General features: G+C 45.8%; 1 protein-coding gene and 1 pseudogene. Both read right to left on the bottom strand.

Annotation, left to right across the window (positions count from 1 at the left end):
• Positions 1 to 140 precede the first annotated feature (140 nt).
• Positions 141 to 584: a hypothetical protein gene (locus tag HMPREF3097_RS09720; protein WP_141759507.1), complete on the bottom strand. Its 444-nt coding sequence runs from the start codon at positions 582 to 584 to the stop codon at positions 141 to 143.
• Between the two features lie 312 nt (positions 585 to 896).
• Positions 897 to 1,436 (bottom strand): annotated as a pseudogene (locus tag HMPREF3097_RS09715) (hypothetical protein); the annotation flags it as partial.

The raw sequence follows: 1,436 nt of genomic DNA, 5'->3' as shown, positions 1-1,436 counted from the left end.
GTGCTCGTTGAAGCGCTTGATGGAGCCACCGGATATGTGCACCAGTGATTAGCCTAATCGTCCAGACTACACGCTGACGCCTTAATCAAGAGGTGACGGCATTTATCATATTGATATTCCGTTGAATTTCTGGATCACAATCAAGCACAAATAGATCCCAGAGGGAACCTTCTGCCATCGCTCGACACATTAACGGCTTTTACATGACTGGTAAATTCCCTAGGCACTGTCTCTTCACCTAATGCCAAATCACGCCATAGTCGAGAGACACCAGCCCCTTCCATGGCGGGTTCGTCAACGTCTTTAGCCACACATGAAAGGCTATACAAACCCCATTCAGATTCATCAAATGGGTAAGTGCCAAAGTCTCGCATATCCCTACGGAAATCTTGCATCATGACTTCGCGAATTACTTCGTCTCCCCCATGTGTAATTTCGTCAGTTACATAGAGTATCTGTGTGATCGCTCGCGCCTTATCCACTCTTTTTAAATACTGTTTATGGAATTGTTCAAGGTCAGACTCTCGAGCGAGGAAGTAAGTTGTAAAAAGCAGCGTTTCGCCAGACATATTAAATCGGATCACCGTCTACAGTGAAAGCTCCAGAATTTGTATACCTAGGCTGAGGGTAGCAGTGCCTTTTATGCACATTTTTTCCGAATTTGTTCGTGTACAAATCCGCATCCTTCTCCGCCTTTGTAGGATCTTTCGGATGATTGCCGTAAACCAACCCTACTATTGGGTTTCCCGGTTCATTCTTTACAACTTGACACTTCACTGTGTACATGCCCAGTTCATTTTTTTTCACAGCCGAAAAAGCTGGAGCTGGGCTAACGAACAGTAGTGAAAAAGCAACCGGAATGGAAATAATCCACTTGGAGGTTTTAGAAATATTTCTTAGCAAAGTTCTACCCTATCTACCTTCTCGTTTCCGCGGATGATCCATCTAACATTTGACCTGGTACCTGGAGCAATCGTATTGCAGGCGCTGTCTTTAGCCCCCAAAATAGGAGACGTGTTGGCGGTCATAATAACTTTGACTCTCATATCGGACTCGCAGTTGTTATAAACCTGGACAGCAAGTTTTTCCACCCTCGCCTCGACGCAGGATGGAGCGGTATTGGCAGAACGAGCCATCTGAGCTAAAGATGGCTTTTCTTCTACAAAACCGATGTCATATCCATGAGGAACTGAAACAGATTCTCCTTGGGATAGCTCTAAAATAGAGTAAGGATTTTCCTCCGCTTTAGGACTATCTTCAGTTGCAAACGCAGCTGGGGAAGCACAAACAGTCAGGAGAGTTGCCACCACAGTGGAGAGAATGGAAGTGCGCAATTTAGTACCGCCAATCTTCCCGCCATCGCTGTTGGCAGGAGGTCGAGAATGTAACTCCACTATAGTGGAAAGTGTACCCAGAGCTGCACTACCTAACCTCCG

The organism is Corynebacterium sp. HMSC27B11, assembly GCF_001815985.1.
GTDB lineage: Bacteria > Actinomycetota > Actinomycetes > Mycobacteriales > Mycobacteriaceae > Corynebacterium.
This window is presented reverse-complemented; position numbering and strand designations above follow the sequence as displayed.